This window comes from Mesorhizobium sp. f-mel, assembly GCF_053850215.1.
The window spans coordinates 47,424-70,000 of the sequence record NZ_JBSPTO010000029.1 but is presented as its reverse complement, the minus strand read 5'-3'; the positions used below and the strand labels follow the sequence as shown (position 1 = coordinate 70,000).

Sequence of the window (22,577 nt, the reverse complement as noted above, 5' to 3'; positions counted from 1 at the left end):
AATCCTGGGCCTACTCCGCCGGCCGCGTCTCCTCCAGCACGCTCTCCTCGTTGAACAGGAAGCCGCCGGACTGCCGCTTCCACAGCCGCGCATAGAGCCCGTCGAGCGCGACCAGTTCGTCATGCGTGCCTTGTTCGACGATACGACCGCCGTCGAGCACCACCAGGCGATCGAGTGCCGCGATGGTCGACAGCCGATGCGCGATGGCGATGACCGTCTTGTTCTCCATCAGCCTCGCCAGATTTTCCTGGATGGCCGCCTCGATATCGGAATCGAGCGCCGACGTCGCCTCGTCGAGTATCAGGATCGGCGCGTCCTTGAGGAAGACGCGGGCGATCGCCACGCGCTGGCGCTGGCCGCCAGACAATTTCACGCCGCGCTCGCCGACAAAGGCCTCATAGCCCTGGCGATCACGATTGTCGCGCAAGTCGAGGATGAAGTCGTGCGCCTCGGCCCTCTTCGCGGCCGCGACCACTTCGGCGTCAGTTGCTTCCGGCATGCCGAGCTTGATGTTGTCGCGCAAGGAACGGTGGAAAAGTGCGGTATCCTGGCTGACGACGCCGATATTGGCGCGCAGCGAATTCTGCGTGACCTTGGCAACATCCTGCCCGTCGATGGTGATCTTGCCGCCCTCGAGGTCGTAGAGGCGCAGGATCAGATTGGCGAGCGTCGTCTTGCCGGCGCCGGATGGCCCGACCAGTCCGACCTTCTCGCCCGGCCGCACGACGAGGTCGATGCCGTTGAGCACGCCGAACCCCTTGCCATAGTGGAACTCGACCTTCTTCACGTCGATCCGGCCGCCGGTCACGACAAGCTCCCTGGCGTCGGGTGCGTCGGTCAATCCGAGCGGCTGCGAGATCAACGCCTTGGAGTTTTCCAGCACGCCGAGATTCCGCAGGATGCCGTTGAGCTGCATCATCAGTCGGCCGAGCAGCATGTTGAGCCGCAACACCAGCGACAGCGTGAAGGCGACGGCGCCGACGGTGATCGCGCCTTCGACCCAGAGATAGACCGCAAAACAGGCGATCGCGGTGATCATGATACCCGACAGCGTCGTCAGCGCCATGCGCACGCCGGTCAGCCTGCGGGTGAACGGGCGCAGCGCCTCGAGATAGATATCGAAGCCGCTCCTGATGTAACGGTCGTCGCCATCGGCCGAGAACAGCTTCAGCGTCTGCACGTTCGAATAGGAATCGACGAAGCGGCCGGTGATCATCGAACCGGCCTCAGCTGTCTGCTCGGCATGCTTGCGGATCGCCGGCAGATAGCGCTTGGCCAGCCAGCCGAAGGCGGTGACCCAGATCACCACCAGCACCGCCAGCCTGAGATCGAGGCCGGCGACCAGCACCAGCGTCGTCACCGTATAGACGATCATGAACCAGACGACCTCGATGAAGCTTTCCATCAAATCGCCGGTCGCCTGCCCCGCCTGCCAGACCTTGGTCGCGATGCGGCCGGCGAAATCGTTCTGGAAGAAGTCGTAGGATTGGCGCGAGACATGGCGGTGCGCCTGCCAGCGCACCAGATTGTAGAAGCCGGGGGTGATCGTCTGCTCGTCGACCAGCGCCGCCAGGCCGACGACGATGGTGCGGATGACCAGCACCACGGCGGCCATGAAGACGAGTTCGGGACCGGCGGCGGTCCACAGCGCGTCCCAGCTGCGCTCGCCGGGGAGCTGGTCGAGAATGTCGACCAGCCTGCCGACGAAGTAGAACAGTCCGGCCTCGACCAGCGGCGCGATACCGCCGATGACCAGCATCGCGAAGAAGGCGACCTTCGCCTGGCCGACATAGTGCCAGAGGAAACCGCTGACGCTGATCGGTGGCCGAAGGTCCGCGGGCTCCCTGAACGGATAGACCCAGTTCTCGAACCAGCGATAGACGGCAATCATCATCCGGCGGCCATCATTCTGCTGCCCTCATTCTGCTGCCCTCATTCTGCTGCCATCATTCGGCTGCCATCATTCTGCTGCCATCATTCTGCTGCTTGACCCTTGATGATGGCATCGTTGGCGGCGGCACCGTCGTCGAGCAGGAAGCCGCCCGACTGGCGCTGCCAAAGCTGCGCATAAAGCCCGCCGGCGGCGACGAGTTCCTCATGCGAACCTTCCTCGATGACGCGGCCCTTATCCATGACGACGAGCCGGTCCATCGCCGCGATGGTCGAGAGCCGGTGCGCGATGGCGATGACGGTCTTGCCCTGCATGAGCTTGTAGAGGTTCTCCTGGATCGCCGCTTCGGCCTCCGAATCGAGCGCAGACGTCGCTTCGTCGAGGATGAGGATCGGCGCGTCCTTCAGCATAACGCGGGCAATGGCAATGCGTTGCCGCTGGCCGCCGGACAATTTGACGCCGCGATCGCCGACATGCGCATCGAAACCCGTGCGGCCACTGGCGTCCGAAAGCCTTGATATGAAATCAAGCGCCTCGGCGCGGCGAGCTGCCTCGACCAGCATCTCGTCGCTGGCGTCCGGTCGGCCATAAAGGATGTTCTCGCGCACCGAACGATGCAGCAGCGAGGTATCCTGCGTGACCATGCCGATCTGGGCGCGCAGCGAATCCTGCGTCACCGCCGCGATTTCCTGGCCGTCGATCAGGATCTTGCCGCTCTCGAGATCGTAGAAGCGCAAGAGAAGGTTGACCAGCGTCGACTTGCCGGCGCCCGAGCGGCCGACGATGCCGACCTTTTCGCCCGGCTTCACCGTCAGCGACAGGCTTTCGATCACGCCCTTCTGTTTGCCGTAGTGGAAGCGGATGTCCTCGAAACGGATCTCGCCCTTGTTCACGGCAATATCCTTGGCCCCAGGCCTGTCCTCGACGAGGCGCGGGAGCGAGATCGAACTGATGCCGTCCTGCACCGTGCCGATATTCTCGAACAGGGTGGACATTTCCCACATGATCCATTGCGACATCCCCCACAGCCGAAGCACGAGGCCGATGACCAGAGCGACGGCGCCGATCGTCACCGCCTGGCCGAGCCACAGCCACAGCGAGATCGCGGTGACCGAAAACAACAGCAGCGAATTCAGGATGTAGAGCAGGCCGTAGAGCTGCGTCACCAGCCGCATCGACCGGTAAACGGTATCGAGAAAGCCGGCCATGCCTTCCCGCGCGAAGGACGCCTCGCGCCGCGCATGCGAAAACAGCTTGACCGTCTGGATGTTGGAGTAGCTGTCGACGACGCGGCCGGTCATGGTCGAGCGCGCATTGGCCTGCTCCTCGCCGACCTTGCCCAATCGCGGAATGAAATAGCGCAAGAGCAGGATATAGCCGGCAAGCCAGACGGCAAGCGGTGCCGCCAGCCGCCAGTCGGCCGAGCCGACAATGAACAGCATGCCGAGAAAATAGACCACGACATAGTTGAGCACGTCGATGAGCTTGATGACGCATTCGCGCACGGCGAGCGCCGTTTGCATCAGCTTGGTCGCGATGCGTCCGGCGAACTCGTCCTGATAGAAGGCCATCGACTGCTTGAGCAGGTAGCGATGCACCTGCCAGCGGATACGCATCGGATAGTTGCCCATCAGCGTCTGCTGGTTGAGGAGCGCATGGAACCAGACCGTCGCCGGCAGCGCGAAAACCACGATGAAAGCCATGCCGGCGAGCTTCCAGCCCTCGGTCTGCAGAAATGTCTCGCGATTCTGCGCCGACAGCCAGTCGACGATCCGGCCCATGAAGCCGAACATCCACACCTCGGCAAGGGCGATAGCCGTCACCAGCGTCGCATCGACAGCGATGTAGGGCCAGGCGCCGCGCGTATAGTGCACGCAGAAGGCGATCAGCGTCTTCGGCGGCTCGACCGGCTCCTCGGCAGGGAACGGATCGAGCCTTGTTTCAAACCAGCGGAACATTGTCTTGGTACTCATATGCTTGTTTTCGCTCACACGGCGCGGAGCGCGTGGCATCCTTGGGGCGTGTAGCGCCATGGGATCGCGTGGCGGCAAGGACCGGCGTCCCGGAATCACTCGGGCCGCCGGTCCTGCTTCGCGCAATATAGGATGTCGCGGGCTTTTCGCCGACAGGCTCGCTTGACGATCCTGACAGTGCTGTGTCGACGACCCGGAGTTTCGCGCCGGTTTTTGCGCCGGGCCGGATCAGCCCGATGATCCGGCGCACCAGCGACGGCCGGCTGCGGTCGGGAACCGCGCGCGAGAAATCGACGTCCGGCAGCATGCCGCGATGCGGGCGCCGGCGGGTCTCGGCGTGAGCCGCAGACGAATAGGTTTCGCCGATCAAAAGCGCCCATGTCGCCATCCTGCGCTCGTGCAGGCTTCTTGAACCGGGAATTTTGCAGGGATCGAACATCGGTCCGTCCTCCATGTGAAAATACAGAAAAAAGTCCGGCCTGTTCGCGGGCCAATGGCCGGCGAAAGGCAGGGATTGAACAGAGGCGTGTTCAGGCGGGGCGTTCAGCCCCTTCGACAGCTTGAAAAACATCGCAGGATTCCTTCGAAGGCCGAAAAAGGGTTTCGGCTAAGAATCGGTGCGATCGAAGTCTAAAGGCTCAGGAGAATCGTCGTACCGAAACCGCCGGCAGGCTGGTAAGCCCACAAGAGGGGCGCTGGATGTACATGATCATCATGAATTACCCCTCCATCGGTTCGGGTTGACAATGCCCGGCGTATAACCGACTTCGCAGAAAATGACCACCCGCCAGTCCAGCAATTTCCAAAACCGCGAGCCTGCTGTGGCCGATCTGCCACTTATTAGAAGGATGCGGAAATGAACAACCGTCTCCGCATCGCGCTCTACCAGCCGGATATCGCCGGCAACACCGGAACAATCCTGCGCTTCGCCGCTTGCCTCGGCCTCGGCGTCGACATCATCGAACCGGCCGGCTTCCTGCTCTCCGACCGGGCGCTGAAACGGGCCGGCATGGACTATCTCGAACTGGCGGCTCTGACCCGGCATGTCGACTGGCACGCCTTCGAGAACTGGCGCAGAGGCGAAGCGCGGCGGCTGGTGCTGCTGTCGACCAGAGCCGCGAACGCCTACACCGATTTCGCCTTCGCCGACGCCGACATTCTTTTGTTCGGCCGCGAATCCGCAGGCGTGCCGCATCCTGTCCACGAGGCGGCGGATGCGCGACTGATCATCCCGATGCAGCCGGGCGCGCGCAGCATCAACGTCGCGCTGTCCGTCGCCATGGTGGCCGGTGAGGCGAACCGGCAGCTCGGATAGCATTCGCAGACCCTCAGTGGGCGCAGCGAACACGGCCGCTTTCTGGCCGACGAGCGCACCCTCTCTTGTCATTCTCACCCAGGCGCACATCGCCTTCTCCTGCGGTTTGCATGTCCAGGGGTTTCTTCGTTACAAGCTCAACTTAACTTGAGGTCAAGCGGAAAATTCGAATGGCGGTGACGGAACTGACGGTCGGCCAGGTGGCGACGCGAAGCGGGGTGGCGGTATCGGCGCTGCATTTCTACGAGGCGCGCGGACTGATCCGCAGCCACCGCACATCAGGCAACCAGCGGCGCTACGGCCGCGACGTGCTGAGGCGTGTGGCGATCATCAGGATCGCGCAGGAGGTCGGCATCTCGCTGGCCGAGATCGGTGCTGCACTTGAATCGCTGCCTGAGGGCCGCACACCGACGCGCGAGGACTGGAACCTGCTTTCAACGGCCTGGCGCGACCAGCTCGATCAGAAGATTGCCCAGCTGAAGAAGCTGCGCGACGGGCTGACCGACTGCATCGGCTGCGGCTGCATGTCGATCGACAAGTGCCCGCTGCGGAACAAGGAAGACCGATTGAGCGCCCAAGGCCCAGGAGCAAGGCGGTTGTTGGTCGCTCGTTAATCTGCCGCCGGCAATCGCCTGATGGTGAACTCGATGACGTCGCCCGGCCGCTCGAACCAGCTTTCGATCTCGGTCCAGTAGGCCTGCTTGGGAAAGCGCTCGAACCACTCCTTCGCCTTAAGCCGCGCATCGGAGCGCGGCAGGACGAAGGTCTCGCGCAGGAACCCGTCGCGTGGCATGCGCTCGCGCTCGGCGCGCGAACGGTCGAGCCTCTTCTTCAGGCCATCCAGCGGCGGTCTTGCCGGGGTGCGCACGAAAGAACTCCATTCACACTTGACCCTTGCACCTAAGAGATTAGGGATCGCGGCCGGAAAAGACGAGTCATTTGTCGGGGTACGCGCCCCACAGCCGGAGACAGCATTTGCAACGACCCGAAATACCGGCGGGGCTGCCGGCCGACATCGAACAGAAGAAGATGAAGGCGCGGCTGTGGTTCGAGACGTTGCGCGAGCGCATCTGCGCCGCCTTCGAGCAGATCGAGCAGGACCTACAGGGGCCGCAGGCCTCATGGTCGCCCGGCCGCTTCGAAAGGACGCCGTGGGAGCGCGACGCCGGCAAGGGCGGCGGCGGCACCATGTCGATGATGCGTGGCCGCGTTTTCGAGAAGGTCGGCGTCCACACCTCCACCGTCTATGGCGAGTTCTCGCCGGAGTTCAGGAAGCAGATGCCGGGCGCCGAGGAAGACCCGGGCTTCTGGGCGAGTGGCATTTCGCTGATCGCCCATCCGTGGAACCCCAACGTGCCGGCGGTGCACATGAACACGCGCATGGTCGTCACCTCGCGCCAGTGGTTCGGCGGCGGCGCCGACCTGACGCCGGTGCTCGACCGTCGCCGCACCCAGGACGACCCGGACACGGTTGCCTTCCACAGGGCCATGCGATTCGCCTGCGAGAAGCACGCTGGCGTCGCCGACCACGCAAAATTCAAGGCCTGGTGCGACGAGTATTTCTATCTGCCGCATCGCGACGAACCGCGCGGCACCGGCGGCATCTTCTTCGATTGGCTGCATTCGGGTGAGGACAAAGGCGGCTGGAACGCCGATTTCAACTTCGTCCGGGATGTCGGGCGATCTTTTCTCGTCGTCTACGGACATCTGGTGCGGGCCAATTTCAACGACAACTGGACCGACGGCGACCGTGAAGAACAGCTCATTCGCCGCGGCCGCTATGTCGAATTCAACTTGCTTCACGATCGCGGCACTATCTTCGGACTGAAGACCGGCGGCAACGTGGCCTCGATCCTGTCCAGCCTGCCACCGGAAGTGAAATGGCCGTAAAATCTCGGTGAGTTGGACGTGAGCCGCAATCAGGTCCAAATCGTTGGATTTTGGCGGCGAATGTGGCGCGCAGAATATCTTTTTCGTCTAATATCCATTTGAAAAAGCAAGACTATTTTTCGTTCCGGGCCGGGAAACGCCGGCGGTTCATCCTCCCCTAGAACCGCGACCCGACGCGACCGGACGGCCCATGATTGAGTGGGGCACCTTCCCAAAATGGTGCCCTCATTTTCCAGGAGAGCATGCCATGCGCAAGCTTATTATGTCGGTTGCGGCTGCTGCCGTTCTTGCCTCTGGTGGCGCTGCCTTCGCAGCGGTCAAGCACACCACGGGCACGGTCAAAACTTATGATGGAGCAACCATGAGCCTTGTTCTGGATGACGGATCTGCCTTTACGCTGCCCAAGGCCTTCAAGAACCCTGGCCTGAAGGCCGGCGAAAAGGTCCGCGTTTCGTGGGACATGAGCGGCAAGCACAAAATTGCCGAGGCAGTCAGGATCGTGAAGTGATCGCCTGCTCGCTGGAGCAAGACGAGGTCTTGCCTCCGGGGTAGCGTAAGAGGGCGGAGCAGCGCTGCTCCGCCCTTTCGGTTTCTCGCGCATGACCCCGAAAACTGCTTCCGGTTTTTGGAAGGATCATGCGCAGATGACAAAACGTTGGAGCGTCCTTTACGCGTCCACCGGACGCGCGGCGCTCTAACGCAACCAAAACCATTCGATCGTGTTATGCTGGCTCGGCCAGCGCATGACCCGAATGCCGATTCCGGTTCGCCAGGGATCATGCGTCGATCAAGGTGTGGAGCTTCCGTGTCAGAGCAGATGCGGCGCTCCGAGGAGGAAAAAGGGAGAATCCGATGAAGGAATTCCACTGCGGCTCGCTCGTTCCGGGTTGTGACTGGCATACGCGCGCCGACGAGGAAGCCGAGATCATGCGTCGTGCGGTCGAGCACATGCGTGAGACGCATGGCGAGACGATCATCCGCGAGACGATGATCGAAGCCATCCGTTCGCGCATCGAAAAGCCCCGCGACGCGGCCTGACTATGCCTAAGAGACTGTTTCGAAATTCGCTCTGGCGAGTCATATGGTGGTGGTTTCGAGAACCGGAGCGCAGCGGACATTTGGGTCCGTGAGCACCGGAAGCGCAGAAAACGCCATCAGATGGCCGCCAGAGTAGAGTTTCCAAACGTTCTCTAACTTTCGAGTGCTTCTGCGGCGCGCTCGAGAAGTGCGCCGCGATCCAGCGCAAAGCCGGACTCGACCCACTCGTTTTCGAGGTTCTTCAAGGTTGCGCCGAGTTTCGGTCCGGGCGACGCGCCAAGCGTCGTCAGATCGGCGCCCTTGAGCGGAAAGTCAGGCTTTTTCCATTTTCCGGCGAAGGCGAGCAGGCGCGAGAAGCCGCCGGCTTCGAGCAGCGCGTCATTGTCCTCGACGGCGCGGCCTCGAGCGGAAGCGAGCGACAGCCGCAAGCGATCGACAAGGCCCTGATGATCGCCACGATAGAGCCGTTTTGCGAGTTCCGCTTCGGTCGTCTTCGGCTCGACAGGCGCTGTCAGCGCCCACTGCCTGAGACGGCCGGCATCGCTGACGGAGAATCTCAGCCGCTCGGCGAGCGACTTCAGCCGCGCGGCGTCCGGCGGCACGATCGCTTCCAGCCTCAGCAGCGGGTCCGGCGTCCAGCCTAGATCCTTCTCGGCCCTGGTCAGCGCATGGATCGCATCGATGCCCCATTTCTCGGTTTCCGGCAGAACGCTGGTGAGCACGCTGGCCTGGCGCATCCACAGCAAGGCGCGCGATGGATCGGGGGCCGACAGCAGCTTCTTCAGCTCGGACCAGACGCGCTCGACCGAGAGTTGGCCAAGCCCCCCCTTGAGCCGGGCGCAGGCCTTCAGCCCTTCGGCATCCGGCCGGCCGTCGCCATACCAGGCGAAGAAGCGGAAAAAGCGCAGGATGCGTAGATAATCCTCGCGGATGCGCGCCTCCGGATCGCCGATGAAACGCAGCCGGCGCGCCTCGATGTCGGCGACGCCGCCGACCAGGTCAACGATCGTCCCGTCGGCCTCGGCATAGAGCGCGTTGATGGTGAAATCGCGCCGTTCCGCGTCGGCCTTCCAGTCGCGTCCGAACGACACCTTGGCCCTCCGTCCGTCGGTCTCGATGTCGGCGCGCAGCGTAGTCACCTCGAACGGCTTCCCGCCGGCGACAATCGTGATGGTGCCGTGCTCGATGCCGGTCGGCACGGCCTTGAAGCCCGCCGCCTCGGCGCGGCGGATGGTTTCATCAGGCACGGTCGTGGTGGCAATATCGACGTCGGCGACCGGCTGGCCAATGAGCGCATTGCGCACCGCGCCGCCGGCGACACGCGCCTCCTCGCCGCCATCCGCCAGCGCCGCCAGCAGGCGCTGCAGGTGCTTTTCGCCGAGCCAGTCGGCTTTGCCCGCGAGCGACACCCGGCCGCTCACGTATAGAGCCTTTCATAGAGCGTGCGGATGATGCCGGCGGTGACGCCCCAGATGCGTTGTCCGTCATAGGGCATCTCGTAAAAGACCCATTCGAGGTCGTTCCACATGCGGCTTTCGCGGCCGTGGTTCGCCGGGTCCATGAGGAAGCGCAGCGGCACTTCGAAGGCGGCGTCGACCTCCTCGGAATTCAGCGTCAGTGAAAAATCCGGCCGCACTATTCCCAGCACCGGGGCGATGCGGTAGCCGCTGCCGGAGACGTAATCAGGCATGCGGCCGATGATCTCGACCCGGTCCTGGCCGAGCCCGATCTCCTCGAATGTCTCGCGCAATGCCGCCGCCTCCGGGCTCGGATCGGTTGGATCGATCGTGCCGCCCGGAAAGGCCACCTGCCCCGAATGGTTTCGCAGCTTTTCCGCCCGTTTGGTCAGCAGAACCGTGGCATCGCGACCGTGATCGACCACCGGGATCAGCACGGCGGCATCGCGCAGCGCCTTTGCGAGCTTCAAACGCGGATGGCCGGGGTTGAATCGATGGTCGCCATAATCGTCGGCGGCATGCGCCAGCGGCTGCGCCGCGACGCGGGCGCGAAAATCCTCGGCCGAAAACGGCGCCCGCGTCACTTGGTCCATAGCGTCACCTGGTCCACCATACCTGCCGATCATGCACTCAGCCGCTGCAGTTTTTCCGCGGGCATTATCGGATAGACCGAGCCCTTCGAGCGGACGGCAAACATCCTTCTGCCGCCGACATCAATCTCTTCGCCATGCTCGACCAGTTCGTACATGACCGGCCGCGCCACCAGCGCTTCCAGCCGTCCGCGCACCAGCACGTAGGGTTTCAGACCACCGGTCGCGTCTTCATCGACGAAGCGTAGCGGATGGTCCGGTCCGGCCCCGACCACGTCGCCGACATTGGTGCGGAAAGTGATGACTTGGCCATCGCCGGTGCCGGAAACGTCCATCTCGACGGCGATGAAGGGCGCGTCGACGACGCGGATGCCGACCCTTTCCACCGGTGTTACAAGATAGGTCTTGCCGTCTTCGTCCTTGCGCAGCACGGAGGAAAACAGCTGCACCAACGGCATGCGGCCGATCGGCGTGCCCTGGTAGAACCAGGTGCCGTCCTCTCTGATCTCCATGTCGAGATCGCCGCAAAAGGCCGGATTCCAGCGCTCAACCGGCGCCGGCCCCTTGCCCGCGCGGGCGGCACGCGAGATCAGTGCCTCCAGTCCGCACGCCTCGGTGGCGGCCGTCAGGCTCTCTTCACGATCGTCGGCGCGTTCTGTCATGGTCACGAAATAGTCACTGTTGTTCCGCTTGTCAGCCTAAGCCAGTGATTTAAGTTCAAAGACAGGCGCCATGCGAGGCCGAATCGCGGCACTCTGCAGCGTCGAAGGTGGCAAGCCGGTATCTCCAACGAGAAGGATCGATGCTGCATGAGCGTGATGATCAAGGAAAGCCCGATCAGCGAAAAGGACATGATCGCCCAGGCCGAGACGGCGCTGGCCGACATTTCCAGGGTTCGCGATGGCGTCGGCCGCGTCATCTTCGGCCAGGAAAGCGTCGTCGAACGCACGCTTGTGGCGCTGCTCGCCGGCGGCCATGCGCTGCTGGTCGGCGTGCCCGGCCTCGCCAAGACCAAGCTGGTCGAGACGCTGGGCATCGTGCTCGGCCTCGATTCCCGCCGCATCCAGTTCACGCCTGACCTGATGCCGTCCGACATTCTCGGCTCCGAGGTGATGGAGCAGGACGAATTCGGCAAGCGTTCCTTCCGCTTCATCTCCGGGCCGATCTTCGCGCAGCTGCTGATGGCCGACGAGATCAACCGCGCCTCACCCCGCACCCAGTCGGCGCTGCTGCAGTCGATGCAGGAATACCACGTCACCATTGCCGGTGTCCGCCACGACCTGCCGGCGCCCTTCCACGTACTGGCGACGCAGAACCCGTTGGAGCAGGAAGGCACCTATCCGCTGCCCGAGGCACAGCTTGACCGCTTCCTCATGCAGGTCGACATCCTCTATCCGGAAATCGAGGCGGAGCGCCGCATTCTTCTGGAAACCACTGGCATCGAGGACGCCAAGGCGCAGAACGTACTGCAGCCGGCGCGGCTGAAGGAGATCCAGACCCTCATTCGCCGCATGCCGGTGCCGGAAAGCGTCGTCGAGGCGATCCTCCAACTGGTGCGCTCGGCGCGCCCCGGCCAGGGCAATGCCGAGACCGACAAGCACGTCGCCTGGGGGCCAGGCCCGCGCGCCAGTCAGGCGTTGACACTGTGCGCCCGCGCCCGCGCCCTCTATGACGGACGGCTGGCGCCGTCGATCGACGATATCAGAGCGCTGGCCGAGCCTGTGCTGCAGCACCGCATGGCGCTGACCTTTGCCGCCCGTGCCGAGGGCACGACCGTGCGCGACGTGGTGGCGAAACTGGCAAAAGGCATCTGATGGCGCGTATAGGCGATGCCCAGGCACCGGCGGCGACGCGTGACGCGCTCGCCCGCGGTCGGTTGCGGGCGTCGCTGGTGCCGGACCTGCTGGTCGAAGCACGCCGCATCGTCAACACCGTGATCGCCGGCTGGCACGGCCGCCGCAAGCGGGGCATCGGCGAGAATTTCTGGCAGTTCCGGCCCTATGTAGAAGGCGATTCCTCGCGCGTCGACTGGCGCCGCTCGGCCCGCGACGACCACGTCTATGTGCGCGACCGCGAATGGGAGGCCGCCCATACGGTGTGGCTGTGGGCAGACCCCTCGCCTTCCATGCTCTACAAATCGACCGGCGCCACCGTCTCGAAGGAATCCCGCGCGCTGGTGCTGGCGCTGGCCATGGCAGAGCTTCTGTCGCGCAGCGGCGAACGCATCGCCTGGCCCGGACTGACCGATCCGTTCACCGCCCGCAACGGCGCCGAGCGCATCGCAGCACAACTCACCCATTCCGGCGAATTGCCGGCAAAGCCCGACCTGTCCGCCATCCGCCGCTTCTGCGACATCGTCATCGTTAGCGACTTCCTCGATCCGGTCGAGGACACCATCGCCTGGCTCGACGTGCTCGCCCGCCACGGCGTGCGTGCCCATCTGATCGAGGTCGCCGACCCCGCCGAGGAGAGATTCCCCTATGTCGGCCGCACCGAGTTCACCGATCCCGAGACCGGCGACAAGCTGACCGCCGGCCGCGCCGAAACGCTGGGCGATGATTACCGACTGCTTTACATCGCCCGCCGCCAGGAGCTGACCGACTGGTGCAAGCGGCTCGGCTGGAGCTTCACCGTCAACCACACCGACCGTCTCGCCTCCGATGCGCTGGTGCGTGTCCACATGGCGATGACCGTCGATGGCAGCTCAGCCGGGAGGATCCGCGCATGAGTTGGTTGCCGCTCTCCTTCGGGGCGCCGATGGTGCTGTGGGGCCTTCTGGCACTGCCGGTGATCTGGTGGCTTTTGCGGTTCACCCCGCCCAAACCGCAGACCGAGGTCTTCCCGCCGCTGAAGATCCTGGCCCGGGTGCTGAAGCGCGAGGAGACGCCGCAACAGAGCCCGTGGTGGCTGACGCTGCTCAGGCTGCTGATGGCGGCTCTTATCGTTACGGCGCTGGCCGAACCCGTCTTCAACCCGCGTGAAAGACTGCCGGCCGAGGGTGCCGCTCTTGCGCTGGTCATCGACAATGACTGGGCAAGTGCCGCCGACTGGGGCCAGCGCGTCGCCACTGCCGAACGGCTGATCACCGATGCCAGCTCCAACGACGTGCCCGTTATCATCGCCTTCACCGCCGAGATGCCGAACGCCGAGATCGGTCCCTTCGACGCCGCCACCGCGCTCGACCGGCTGCGCGCGGCAAAGCCGCGGCCGATCCCGACCGACCGCCCTGCTGTCTACGCCCGCGTCGCGGCAACCCTGGAGACCTTGCCGGGCGCCAGTGTCGCGGTGCTCGCCGACGGTCTGGCGGCGGAAGGCGACGAGGCCGCCTTCAACACGCTTTTGTCGAAGAACGCCGCCCGTGTCGTCTGGGCCGCCTCCGACCGGCCTAGCTTGATCGGCCTGACCGGCGCCGACAACCAGGTGGACGGCTTCGAGCTGACCGCCATCCGCGCGCTGAGCGATCCGACCCCGGCTCAGGTGACCGCCGGCGCCTTCGACGACAAGGGCCGCCGCATCGCCGACGCCACGCTGACCTTCTCGCCGGGCGAATCCACCGCCACCGGCACGATGGCGGTGCCGTTCGAACTGCGCAACGACTTCGCCTCAATCGCGCTCGACGGTCAGCGGCAGGCCGGCGCCGTCCGCGTGCTCGATGAGAATTCCAAGCGCCGTCGCGTCGGACTGCTGTCGCAGGCCGAAGCCGACCAGGCGCAGCCGCTTTTGTCGCCGCTGTACTACATCCGCCGCGCGCTGCAGCCCTTCGCCGATCTGGCCGAAGCGTCGAGCGCCGACCTTGCCGACGCCATCCCGCAACTCCTCGACCAGAAGCCGGCGATGATTGTCATGGCCGATGTCGGCACCATTCCGGAGCAGGTGCGGCAGAGGCTGGTCGACTGGGTCGACAATGGCGGCACGCTGGTGCGGTTCGCCGGCTCGCGGCTGGTGGCCGCCGGCAATGACGACGACCTGCTGCCGGTCAGGCTGCGTACCGGCGAGCGTTCGCTCGGCGGCGCGCTGTCATGGACGACGCCGCAGCCGGTCACCGACTTCCCGAAGACCGGTCCCTTCTCCGACCTCGCTCCGCCCGCCGAAGTCACCGTCACCAGGCAGGTGCTGGCCGAGCCGACGCCCGACATCGTCGAGCGCACCTGGGCCACGCTTGCCGACGGCACGCCGCTGGTGACCGGGATGAAGAAGGACAAGGGCACGCTCGTCCTGTTCCATGTCACGCCGGAGGCGACCTGGTCGAACCTGCCGATCTCCGGCAGCTTCGTCGAGATGCTGCGCCGCATCGTGCAACTGTCACGCAATCAGGGTGCAGCGGTCGCCAATGCCGAAGCCGCCGCCACCTCGCTGGCGCCCTACCGCATGATATCAGCCGACGGCACGCTGGTGCCGCCGACGCCGGATGCACGGCCGCTGGTGCCGGGCGCCGGCCCGCTGCCGGTGACGTTCGAGAACCCGCCTGGTCTCTACGGCTCCGAAACCGGCGTCCTCGCCCACAATCTGCTCAATGCTGAAAGCAGATTCGCACCGCTGGTCCGTCCTCAGATCACCGTGCCGGTCACCACCATCCAGTACGCCTTCGACGAATCGCACAATTTGAAGGGCTCGCTGGTGGCGACAGCCCTTTTGCTGATGGTGCTCGACACGCTGGCCGTGTTCTGGATGGGCGGCCTGTTCTCGCGCCGGCCGCGCCGCGCCGGCACGGCTGCTGCAACCACAGCCGCTCTGCTGATTGCGCTCGGCGCACTGGTCGGCCACACCGACATCGCCCGCGCCGACGATTCCAAACCCGGCGACGAGCGGGCGATCGAGGACATTTCGAAGACCCGGATCGCCTATGTGCAGACCGGCGAACGGAGCGTCGATTCGATCAGCCAAGCCGGGTTGGAGGGCCTGACCCGCTTCCTGATCGAGAAGACCGCGCTCGAGCCGGGGGCGCCGGCGAGCGTCGATATCTCGAAGGACCAGCTGTCCTTCTATCCCCTGATTTACTGGCCGATCGACCCTGCCGCACCGATGCCGAGCCAGGCCGCGATCGGCCGCGTCGACGCCTATATGCAGCAGGGCGGCACGGTGCTGTTCGACACGCGCGACCAGTTCGCCACCGGCATCGGCGCGGACTCGGCTAGTCCGGCGACCGAGCGGCTGCGCGACATCCTCGGCAATCTCAACGTGCCGCCGCTGGAACCGGTGCCGTCGGATCACGTACTGACGAAATCCTTCTACATCCTGCCTGAGTTTCCCGGACGTTTCGCCGGCGGCCCGCTCTGGGTCGCGGCGTCGCTCGAAGCCACCAACACCGAGAACCGCCCGGTGCGTACGGGCGACGGCGTCTCGCCGATCATGATCACCGCCAATGATTTCGCCGGCGCCTGGGCGGTCGACGAGAATGGCGACCCGCTTTTGCCGACCGTGCCGTCAGACCCGATGCAGCGCATTTATGCGCTACGCGCCGGCGTCAACATCATGATGTACATGCTGACCGGCAACTATAAATCCGATCAGGTGCACGTGCCGGTGCTGCTCGAACGGCTGGGGCAGTAAGCCATGAACTGGTCGCTCGCCTTCGAACCGCTCATCTCCTGGCCGCTGCTTGGCTTGGTGCTGGCGCCGCTGTTGCTGCTGGCATTGGTCGGCCTTTGGTTTCGCCAGCGCGGCGCGGTCTTCCGTCTCGCCGGCCTGCTCGCGCTGGGTGCGGCCCTGCTCAACCCGGTGTTCCTCGACGAAGAGCGCGAGGCGCTGAAAAGCGTCGTCGCCGTCGTTGTCGACCGCAGCCAGAGCCAGGACATTGGCGAGCGCACCAAGCAGACCGACGAAGCGCTGGCCGGGCTTCAGCAGCGCCTTGGCCGCTTCAAGCAGTTCGACGTCCGCGTCGTCGAGGCGGGCAAGTCGGAAGCCGCCGAGGAGCGCACCGAAACGCGGCTTTTCGGCGCGCTTGAAAGCGCTTTCCGCGACGTGCCGCCTTCGCGCATCGGCGGCGCCATCATGATCACCGATGGCGAGGTGCATGACGCCCCCGCCGGCACACCCGACTTCAACGCCCCGCTGCACGCGCTGATCACCGGCAACGACCAGGAAAAGGATCGCCGCATCCGCTTCGAGAATGCGCCGCGCTTCGGTCTGGTCGGCAAGCCGCTCGAAATGACCTATCGCGTCATCGGCACCAACAATGAGGCCGGCTCGGTCGACGTGCGCGTGTCGGTCAATGGCGAGCAGGTTTCGGTCGAGCGCGCCACCATCGGTCAGGCCATGCCGCTGCAGGTGACCATTCCCGGCGCCGGCCGCAACATCGTCGAACTCGCTATCGATCCCGAGCCCGACGAACTCACCGACACCAACAACCGCGCTATCGCGCTGATCGACGGCATCCGCGAGAATTTGCGCGTGCTGCTGGTCTCCGGCGAGCCGCATGCCGGTGAGCGCACCTGGCGCAACCTTCTGAAATCTGACGCCTCGGTCGATCTGGTCCACTTCACCATTCTGCGGCCGCCGGAAAAGCAGGACGGCACACCGATCAACGAATTGTCGCTGATCGCCTTCCCGACGCGCGAGCTGTTCGTCGAGAAGATCAAGGATTTCGACCTGATCATCTTCGACCGCTATCAGCACCGCGACGTGCTGCCCATCCTCTATTACGACTACATCGCCGAATATGTCGAAAAGGGCGGCGCGCTGCTGATCGCGGCAGGCCCCGAATATGCCGGCGAAAGTTCCATCGCCCGCACGCCTTTGATGTCGGCGCTGCCGGCGATGCCGACTGGAGAAGTCGTCGACAAGGCCTTCTATCCGCGCCTCACCGAGCTCGGCCAGCGCCATCCGGTGACGCGCGGGCTCGACGGTTCCGCCACCGAGCCGCCGCACTGGAGCCGCTGGTTCCGCACCATCGGCGTCGAGAACCCCGAGGGCGAGGCGGTGATGAAGGGCGCCGACAACCGTCCGCTGCTCCTGCTCGACCGCAAGGGCGAAGGCCGCGTCGGCATGTTTCTGTCCGACCAGGGCTGGTTATGGGCGCGCGGCTTCGAGGGCGGCGGCCCGCATGTCCAGCTCTATCGCCGCATCGCCCACTGGCTGATGAAGGAGCCTGAACTCGAGGAGGAGCGGCTGACCGCCGACGGCCGCGGCATGATGCTGGAAATCCGCCGCCAGACGATGAGCGACGATCCCGGCCCGGCGCAGATCATCACCCCGTCCGGCAAGGCGATGACCGTCAAGCTAGAGAGAGCCGAACCCGGCGTCTTCCTGGGCAGCATCGAAACCAGCGAGATCGGCCTCTATCAGGTCGGAAATGGCGATCTGAAGGCGCTTGCCCATGTCGGCCCGGTCAATGCGCCGGAATTCACCGACGTCGTCTCCACCGAGAACCGGCTGAAAGCGCCGGCCGAGGCCACCGGCGGCAGCGTGCGCCGGCTGGCGCAATCGTCGGCCCTTGGCAACCTCACCGGCGGCGTGACGCTGCCGTCGGTCGTCCCGGTCCGCCCCACGGGCGCGGCCGCCGGCGACGACTGGATCGGCCTGCGCACCACCGACGACAGCGTGCTGAAGGCCGTCTCGCGCGTGCCGCTGTTCGGCGGGTTCCTCGGCCTCGGCCTGCTGCTTCTGGCATTAGGCTCGATGTGGTACCGCGAGGGGCGGTAGCGCAGCGGTTTATCCTTCTCCCCTTGTTGGGGGAGAAGGAGAAAACGGCACTACTCCTCCGGTTCCGTCGTGAACATCAGCGGGTAGCCCTTGGCCTTGCCGGCATCGGTCGCCCGCATCGCCTTGGTCTCGGCGACGTCCCTGGTGAAGACGGCGACGACGCAGACGCCGCGCTGGTGCGCGGTGATCATCACCCGCCGCGCCTGGTCTTCGCTCAGCTTGAATTCGCCCTTGAGCACCGTCACCACGAACTCGCGCGGCGTGAAATCGTCATTGAGAAGGATGACCTTGTAGAGCTTCGGCCGTTCGATTTGCGGCTTCGTTTTGGTGCGGGGTTTGGTGACGATCTCAGGCATCGGAACCGGCAACTGCGCGCAAGAAACTTCGCGTTTATTCTGGCATAGGGAAAAGCGGGCGTCCATTTGAGCCGCGCACAAACCGCCTTTCCGGCGGGCGCGCCGTTCACAAGTCTGAGATTGCCGCTGGCGGCTTAGGGTCGACCTCCCTCCGATGAGAAAAGCTTACCTTCTCAACACCGCCGACAGCACGTCCCTGATGCCGATGGCGCCGACGAAGCGCGACTGGTCGTCGAACAGCGCCACGGGTGCGGTCTGCGAGCGGTGCATGGCCAGCATCACGGTCTTCAGTGAGGTGCCGGGATTGGCCCAGAACACCTGCGCCGTCTCCTCCGGCTGCGCCTCGACATCGGCGCAGGACACCCAGAACGCCGGCTTGCCGTCGCGCTCGGCAGCCGCCACCAGCCCGTGCTCGTCGATCTTGAAACGCGTCGTCTTGCGGCGGTCGAGCCACACCCAGCCGTCCTCGCCGTGCTCGAGGTCGCGGCGGTCGCGCATCACGTTCCAGGCGGTCAGCACCGAGAGCGGATTCACATTGGCGATGAAGTCGCGGACATAGTCGTTGGCGGGGCGCAGCACGATGTCTTCCGGCGCGCCGGTCTGCACAATGCGCCCGCCTTCCATGATGGTGATGTGACTGCCGATCTTCAGCGCCTCCTCGAGGTCGTGGCTGACGAAGATGATGGTCTTTTTCAGTTCTGCCTGAAGCTGCAGCAACTCGTCCTGCAGCTTGGTCCGGATCAGCGGGTCGAGCGCCGAGAACGGCTCGTCCATCAGCAGGATCGGCGCTTCGGTGGCAAACGCACGCGCCAGCCCGACGCGCTGCTGCATGCCGCCGGAAAGTTCGTGGGCGTATTTCGACGCCCACTGGTCGAGGCCGACGAGCTTCAACTGGCGCTCGACGCGCGCCTTGCGCTCGGCGTCGGGCACGCCGGACAGCTCGAGGCCGAAGCCGACATTTTCCGCGACGGTGCGCCAGGGCAGAAGGCCGAACTGCTGGAACACCATGGCGACCCGCGTCTGTCGGATGTGGCGCAGCGTGGCGGCGTCGCAGGTCGCGACATCGACCATGCGGTCGCCGTCCTTGACCATGACATTGCCCCGCGCCGGCACGTTGAGCAAGTTGACGGCGCGGAGCAGCGTCGATTTGCCGGAGCCGGAGAGGCCCATCAGGACGGAAATCTCGCCCTCGTTGACGGTCAAATTGGCGCCGGCGCAGCCGAGCACGGCGCCGGTCTTCTCCAGGATTTCCTGACGCGTCGCGCCGCTGTCTACGAGCGCCAGCGCTTCCTTGCGCGCTGCGCCGAAGACGATGTCGACATTCTTGAAATCGACCGCGGCGCTCATTTGGCGGCTCCCGTGCCGATGCGGCTGATGCGGTCAAGGATGATGGCGAGCACGACGATGGCGAGGCCGGCCTCGAGCCCGAGCGGGATGTTGACCGAGTTCAGCGCGCGCACCACCGGCTTGCCAAGGCCGTTGGCGCCGATGAGCGCAGCGATCACGACCATGGAGAGGCAGAGCATGATGCACTGCGTCAGCCCCGCCATGATGGTCGGCAGCGCCGCCGGCAGCTCTACTTTCCACAGGAGCTGGCGTTTTGTCGCGCCGAAGGCCTCGCCGGCCTCGATCATCGGTTTCGGCACCGAAGTGATGCCGAGATGGGTCAGGCGGATCGGCGCGGGAGCGGCGAAGATGACGGTGACGATGAGGCCGGGAGCGATGCCGAGGCCGAAGAGAATTAGCACCGGGATCAGGTAAACGAAGGTCGGCATAGTCTGCATCAGGTCGAGGATTGGCTGGAGATAGCGGTAGCCACGCTCGTTATGCGCCGCCCAGATGCCGATCGGCACGCCGATGGCCATGGAGGCCGCAGCGGCGGCCACGACCAACACCAGCGTCTCGACCGTTTCCTGCCAGAGATCCTGGTTGACGATAAAGAGGAGGCCGAGCGCGACGGCAAGCGCCAGCTTCCATGATTTCTGCAGGTACCAGGCAAGCCCGGCTATGGCGGCAACCAGGAGAACCGGCGGGACGAGCAGCAAAAGATCGACCAACCCGTCGAGAACGACGGTGAGCCCGTCGGCGATACTGTCGAAAAACCATTCGAAATTGGTGGTCAGAAAGTCGAAGAAGGTCTTGCCCCACCGCCCGATCGGGATCTTGAAGCTCGAAATCAGTTGCGAAACCGGATCCATGGCAAATGTCCCCTCATTCTACTTCGCCCTCCCCCTGGCGGAGTGGGTCGAACCGCGCAGCGGAGTGGGGTGGTCACGGTTATGCTCCGTTCTGCACCACCCCCACCGCGGCGCGTGCCGCGCCGACCCTCCCCTCAAGGGGGAGGGTGTATAAATCTGCTACGAACCCAGCGCAGTTTTCACGGCGGCCGCCGCGTCGCCGCCGTCGAAGGTCGTCACACCGGCGAGCCATGGGGTAATCGCGTCCGGATTGGCCTTGAGCCATTCGGTAGCCGCGACCTTCGGGTCGGCGCCATCATTGAGGATCGCACCCATGATCTCGTTTTCCATCTTGAGCGAGAACACCATGTTCTTGAGCAGCGCGCCGACGTTCGGGCATTCGGTGGTGTAGCCGGCCCGGACATTGGTGGCGACGGTCGCGCCGCCGAAATTCGGGCCGAACACCTCGTCGCCACCCGACAGATAGGCCATCTTGATGTTGGCGTTCATCGGATGCGGCTCCCAGCCGAGGAAGACCACGTCTTCGCCTGATGCGGCAGCCTTCTGCACCGCCGACAGCATGCCGGCCTCCGAGCTTTCGACGAGCTCGAAATCCTTCAGGCCGAACTTGTTGGTGGCGATCATGTCGAGGATCAGGCGGTTGCCGTCATTGCCGGCTTCGATGCCGTAAATCTTGTTGTCGAGCTTGTCCTTGAACTTGGCGATATCAGCGAAATCCTTGAGACCGGCGTCATAGGTGTGCTGCGGCACGGCAAGCGTATACTTCGCGCCTTCGAGGTTGGTCACGACCGTCTCGACCGACTTGTCTTCGAGATAGGGCTTTATGTCGGCTTCCATGGTCGGCATCCAATTGCCGAGGAAGACGTCGACGTCCTTGTTCTTCAGCGAGGTGTAGGTGACCGGAACCGACAGCACCTGCACGTCGGGCTCGTAGCCGAGCGCTTCGAGGATGACGCTGGCGGTAGCGGTGGTGGCGGTAATGTCGGTCCAGCCGACATCGGCAAAACGCACCGGCTTGCAGCTTTCCGGCTCGGCGGCGAATGCGCCGGCCGCGGAAAGAAATGCCGCCAGACCGAAGCCGGCGGCGAATAGTTTCATACGCGACATTATGTATTCTCCCATTGTGATCTATCGGCGAAGCGAAGTTGCGGTTTTGTCTCCGCCTTGTTTCGTCAGCCAAACACCATTCTGGTGCGGTTTCAAGCGATAAGACAATCGCGGTCAACGGCGCTGGCTGGCCGATCAGCGACACGTTCGCCGCTTTTCCGGTGGAATGTAGGGACGCCCCTCCCCGCGCCGGGACAACTCGGCTTAAAAGGGCGGCATGGCCAAGCTGTACTTCCACTACGCGACGATGAATGCCGGCAAGACGACGATGCTGCTGCAGGCCTCGTACAATTACCGCGAGCGCGGCATGACGACGATGCTGTTCGTCGCCGGCCACTACCGCAAGGGCGATACCGGGCTGATCTCGTCGCGCATCGGCCTGGAGACGGAGGCCGAGATGTTCCGCGACGGCGATGATCTGTTCGCCCGGGTCGCCGAGCATCACGACCACACGACCGTGCATTGCGTCTTCGTCGACGAGGCGCAATTCCTCGAGGAGGAGCAGGTGTGGCAGCTTGCCCGCATTGCCGACCGGCTGAACATCCCGGTCATGTGCTACGGCCTGCGCACGGATTTCCAGGGCAAGCTGTTTTCCGGCTCGCGCGCGCTTCTGGCGATAGCCGACGATCTGCGCGAGGTGCGCACAATCTGCCGCTGCGGCCGAAAGGCGACGATGGTCGTGCGCCTCGGCGCGGACGGCAAGGTGGCGAGACAGGGCGAACAGGTGGCGATCGGCAAGGATGTCTATGTCTCGCTCTGCCGCCGCCATTGGGAAGAAGAAATGGGCCGCGTCGCGCCCGACGATTTCATCGGCTTCACCAAAGCCTGACCAGCGCTATTCCGCGTTGCGTGCGCATGGATCGAACGGTGCCAGGACAGAGGGGGAAGAACTGCGGCGAGAAAAACTGCGATCGGTGAGCTTCGTTGCTTTGCGACGGCAGTTATGCTATTAGTTTGAGTATGGTGCTGACCGCGCCAACGACCCGCCGCCGAGGCGGGTTTTTTGTGTCGGGTTTCGGCGCTGTCCTTCGCAAACTCCTAATCTTCCGCCTTCCCTTCCCCCTATGCCGCACATATATTCGCGGCGGTATCGCGACACGAACAAATGCCGAAGCGGGAGG

At 64.4% G+C, this 22,577-nt stretch carries 21 protein-coding genes; 10 read left to right on the top strand and 11 right to left on the bottom strand.

All coding sequences use genetic code 11. The annotated features are described in order from the left end of the window. Window positions 1–10 precede the first annotated feature (10 nt). The 3 genes from ACWUKX_RS26035 to ACWUKX_RS26025 form a co-directional block, all read right to left on the bottom strand. Complete coding sequence (locus tag ACWUKX_RS26035; RefSeq protein WP_456009637.1) at window positions 11–1,894, bottom strand: ABC transporter ATP-binding protein; 1,884 nt, start codon at window positions 1,892–1,894, stop codon at window positions 11–13. Window positions 1,895–1,974: 80 nt separating this feature from the next. Then, window positions 1,975–3,849 (bottom strand): ABC transporter ATP-binding protein, encoded by a 1,875-nt coding sequence (locus ACWUKX_RS26030; protein ID WP_456009646.1) that lies wholly within the window; start codon window positions 3,847–3,849, stop codon window positions 1,975–1,977. Then, window positions 3,833–4,303 carry a hypothetical protein gene (locus ACWUKX_RS26025; protein WP_456009636.1) on the bottom strand — a complete coding sequence of 157 codons (471 nt, stop codon included), beginning with the start codon at window positions 4,301–4,303 and terminating at the stop codon, window positions 3,833–3,835. Before ACWUKX_RS26025 ends, ACWUKX_RS26030 begins: the two co-directional genes overlap by 17 nt. 417 nt (window positions 4,304–4,720) lie before the next feature. Here ACWUKX_RS26025 and ACWUKX_RS26020 point away from each other — a divergent pair, with 417 nt between their 5' ends. Together ACWUKX_RS26020 and soxR are read left to right on the top strand one after the other, a co-directional pair. Next, window positions 4,721–5,179 (top strand): tRNA (cytidine(34)-2'-O)-methyltransferase, encoded by a 459-nt coding sequence (locus ACWUKX_RS26020; protein ID WP_456009635.1) that lies wholly within the window; start codon window positions 4,721–4,723, stop codon window positions 5,177–5,179. A 170-nt stretch (window positions 5,180–5,349) separates the two neighbouring features. Further along, window positions 5,350–5,793, top strand: coding sequence for a redox-sensitive transcriptional activator SoxR (gene soxR / locus ACWUKX_RS26015; protein WP_029349905.1), 444 nt, complete (start codon window positions 5,350–5,352; stop codon window positions 5,791–5,793). Here soxR and ACWUKX_RS26010 read toward each other — a convergent pair. Beyond that, window positions 5,790–6,047, bottom strand: coding sequence for a hypothetical protein (locus ACWUKX_RS26010; RefSeq protein ID WP_006202578.1), 258 nt, complete (start codon window positions 6,045–6,047; stop codon window positions 5,790–5,792). The two genes, soxR and ACWUKX_RS26010, sit on opposite strands and share 4 nt — an antisense overlap. A gap of 107 nt (window positions 6,048–6,154) precedes the next feature. On the opposite strand from ACWUKX_RS26010, the gene hemF reads away from it, so the two are divergent. From hemF to ACWUKX_RS25995, 3 genes are all read left to right on the top strand, one after another. Beyond that, window positions 6,155–7,069, top strand: a complete 915-nt coding sequence (gene hemF / locus ACWUKX_RS26005; protein ID WP_029349902.1) for an oxygen-dependent coproporphyrinogen oxidase — start codon at window positions 6,155–6,157, stop codon at window positions 7,067–7,069. Window positions 7,070–7,316: 247 nt separating this feature from the next. Next, window positions 7,317–7,577 (top strand): DUF1344 domain-containing protein, encoded by a 261-nt coding sequence (locus ACWUKX_RS26000; RefSeq protein ID WP_456009634.1) that lies wholly within the window; start codon window positions 7,317–7,319, stop codon window positions 7,575–7,577. A 344-nt stretch (window positions 7,578–7,921) separates the two neighbouring features. Further along, complete coding sequence (locus tag ACWUKX_RS25995) at window positions 7,922–8,107, top strand: DUF1059 domain-containing protein (RefSeq protein ID WP_029349897.1); 186 nt, start codon at window positions 7,922–7,924, stop codon at window positions 8,105–8,107. Between the two features lie 152 nt (window positions 8,108–8,259). On the opposite strand, the gene ACWUKX_RS25990 is transcribed toward ACWUKX_RS25995, so the two are convergent. From ACWUKX_RS25990 to ACWUKX_RS25980, 3 genes are read right to left on the bottom strand one after another with little or no spacing between them, the layout of a single operon-like run. Next, on the bottom strand, window positions 8,260–9,528 hold the full coding sequence (locus tag ACWUKX_RS25990; protein ID WP_456009633.1) for a CCA tRNA nucleotidyltransferase: 1,269 nt from the start codon (window positions 9,526–9,528) through the stop codon (window positions 8,260–8,262). Next, window positions 9,525–10,157 carry a CoA pyrophosphatase gene (locus ACWUKX_RS25985; protein ID WP_455837945.1) on the bottom strand — a complete coding sequence of 211 codons (633 nt, stop codon included), beginning with the start codon at window positions 10,155–10,157 and terminating at the stop codon, window positions 9,525–9,527. Before ACWUKX_RS25985 ends, ACWUKX_RS25990 begins: the two co-directional genes overlap by 4 nt. A 29-nt stretch (window positions 10,158–10,186) precedes the next feature. Further along, window positions 10,187–10,816 carry a DUF1285 domain-containing protein gene (locus ACWUKX_RS25980; RefSeq protein WP_456009645.1) on the bottom strand — a complete coding sequence of 210 codons (630 nt, stop codon included), beginning with the start codon at window positions 10,814–10,816 and terminating at the stop codon, window positions 10,187–10,189. Window positions 10,817–10,963: 147 nt separating this feature from the next. On the opposite strand from ACWUKX_RS25980, the gene ACWUKX_RS25975 reads away from it, so the two are divergent. From ACWUKX_RS25975 to ACWUKX_RS25960, 4 genes are read left to right on the top strand one after another with little or no spacing between them, the layout of a single operon-like run. Beyond that, window positions 10,964–11,968 (top strand): AAA family ATPase, encoded by a 1,005-nt coding sequence (locus ACWUKX_RS25975; RefSeq protein WP_029349890.1) that lies wholly within the window; start codon window positions 10,964–10,966, stop codon window positions 11,966–11,968. Continuing rightward, window positions 11,968–12,882 (top strand): DUF58 domain-containing protein, encoded by a 915-nt coding sequence (locus ACWUKX_RS25970; RefSeq protein ID WP_456009632.1) that lies wholly within the window; start codon window positions 11,968–11,970, stop codon window positions 12,880–12,882. Before ACWUKX_RS25975 ends, ACWUKX_RS25970 begins: the two co-directional genes overlap by 1 nt. Next, complete coding sequence (locus ACWUKX_RS25965) at window positions 12,879–15,704, top strand: DUF4159 domain-containing protein (RefSeq protein WP_456009631.1); 2,826 nt, start codon at window positions 12,879–12,881, stop codon at window positions 15,702–15,704. Before ACWUKX_RS25970 ends, ACWUKX_RS25965 begins: the two co-directional genes overlap by 4 nt. Window positions 15,705–15,707: 3 nt before the next feature. After that, on the top strand, window positions 15,708–17,795 hold the full coding sequence (locus ACWUKX_RS25960; RefSeq protein ID WP_456009630.1) for a hypothetical protein: 2,088 nt from the start codon (window positions 15,708–15,710) through the stop codon (window positions 17,793–17,795). A 50-nt stretch (window positions 17,796–17,845) separates the two neighbouring features. On the opposite strand, the gene clpS is transcribed toward ACWUKX_RS25960, so the two are convergent. From clpS to ACWUKX_RS25940, 4 genes are all read right to left on the bottom strand, one after another. Beyond that, window positions 17,846–18,151, bottom strand: coding sequence for an ATP-dependent Clp protease adapter ClpS (clpS, locus tag ACWUKX_RS25955; protein WP_095519215.1), 306 nt, complete (start codon window positions 18,149–18,151; stop codon window positions 17,846–17,848). A gap of 165 nt (window positions 18,152–18,316) precedes the next feature. After that, entirely contained in the window at window positions 18,317–19,498 is a 1,182-nt protein-coding gene (choV, locus tag ACWUKX_RS25950) for a choline ABC transporter ATP-binding protein (protein ID WP_287087260.1), read from the bottom strand. Then, window positions 19,495–20,349 (bottom strand): choline ABC transporter permease subunit, encoded by an 855-nt coding sequence (gene choW / locus ACWUKX_RS25945; protein WP_065011919.1) that lies wholly within the window; start codon window positions 20,347–20,349, stop codon window positions 19,495–19,497. The genes choV and choW overlap by 4 nt, the downstream gene beginning before the upstream one ends. 159 nt (window positions 20,350–20,508) lie before the next feature. Next, a complete protein-coding gene (locus ACWUKX_RS25940; RefSeq protein WP_456009629.1) occupies window positions 20,509–21,456 on the bottom strand; it encodes a choline ABC transporter substrate-binding protein in 948 nt (315 codons plus the stop codon). 217 nt (window positions 21,457–21,673) lie between these two features. Here ACWUKX_RS25940 and ACWUKX_RS25935 point away from each other — a divergent pair, with 217 nt between their 5' ends. Then, window positions 21,674–22,285 (top strand): thymidine kinase, encoded by a 612-nt coding sequence (locus tag ACWUKX_RS25935; RefSeq protein WP_456009628.1) that lies wholly within the window; start codon window positions 21,674–21,676, stop codon window positions 22,283–22,285. Window positions 22,286–22,577 lie beyond the last annotated feature (292 nt).